This is a genomic window from Agrococcus sp. GW821-FHT14H11, assembly GCF_058803545.1.
Genome location: NZ_JBXAPA010000021.1, coordinates 1 through 1,319, shown reverse-complemented (window position 1 = coordinate 1,319; position 1,319 = coordinate 1). Strand labels below are relative to the sequence as shown.

The window sequence follows — 1,319 nt, the reverse complement described above, 5'->3', positions numbered from 1 at the left end:
CTACTCGACATTGAGAATGGGCGCGGCGGCCTCGCGGGCGCCTGACTTGCTACTCGACAGGCTCCTCGGATGCCTTGCGCTGGATCTGTCGGTGGCTGTCGTGGCCGTCGCGTCCTGGCGTGGTGCCGGACGGGGCCTGACTTGATAGAACCTTGCGAGATCTCGCTCGTCAATGTGGTGTCGGCCCCGCCCGGATCGGTCATCCGCGCCGAAACGTGATTCGGAGGGAGACAGATTCTGATGGTACTCACCGCAAGCCCGCTCGCGCGGGCCGTTGTCGCCGGCGTGGACACGCATCTCGACACGCACCACGCCGCGGTAGTGACGCTCACCGGCGAGCTGCTGGCCGACGCGGCGTTCCCCGTCTCGAGCGCCGGCTACCAGGCGCTGTTGGACTGGGTCGCCGGCTACGGCCTGATCGACCGGATGGGGGTCGAGCTGACCGGCTCGTACGGGGCAGGACTGGCCCGGCACCTTCGGGCCGCGGGCGTTACCGTGCTGGAGGTGAACACCGCTGACCGCGCGACCCGGGCCCGTCGCGGCAAGGACGACCGCACCGACGCGATCGCCGCGGCCGGGAAGGTCCTCGCAGGCTCCGCGAGCACGATCCCGAAGGACACCACCGGGCCGGTCGAGTCGCTGCGGCTGCTGCACTCCGCTCGCGAGAGCGCGGTCAAGTCCCGCACGCAGGCGCTGAACGAGCTGCAGGCGGTCCGCACCACTGCGCCCGCATCCCTGCGGGAAACGCTGCCGACCACGACCGGCGCGCTGGTGACGGCGGCCGCGCGACTGCGGCCCGACACCGCCAGGCTCGACGAGCCGGAACAGGCCGCCAAGCTGGCGCTGCGGCGCCTCGCGACCCGCGCTCGGCAGCTCACCGAAGAGATCGATGCGGCCGAGTCCGACATCGCCGCGCTCGTGCAGGCGGTCGCGCCGACGCTGCTGGCAGCGACCGGCGTCGGCCCGATCACCGCCGCGATCCTGCTGGTCGCCGTCGGCGAGAACTTCGCCCGCATCCGCTCCGAGTCGGCGCTGGCGCGCCTGACCGGCACCGCGCCGATCCCGGTCTCCAGCGGCAGGACCCACCGGCATCGCCTCCACCGCGGCGGCAACCGGCAAGCGAACCGCGCTATCCACACGATCGCGCTCACCCGACTCGCGCACGACCCCCGCACCCGCGCCTACCGTGATCGACGGCTTGCCGAGGGCCTCTCCAAGCGCGACATCATGCGAGCGCTGAAGCGAGCTATCGTCCGAGAGATCTTCCGCAACCTCAGAACCGATCTTGCGCATCCCGAGACATAGAACTATCCAGCGGG

The 1,319-nt window shown here is 71.0% G+C and carries 1 protein-coding gene; it reads left to right on the top strand.

What is annotated here, in order from left to right; all coding sequences use genetic code 11:
- Positions 1-240 precede the first annotated feature (240 nt).
- Entirely contained in the window at positions 241-1,305 is a 1,065-nt protein-coding gene (locus AC1RNL_RS13355) for an IS110 family RNA-guided transposase (protein WP_492935500.1), read from the top strand.
- The last annotated feature ends 14 nt before the right edge of the window (positions 1,306-1,319 follow it).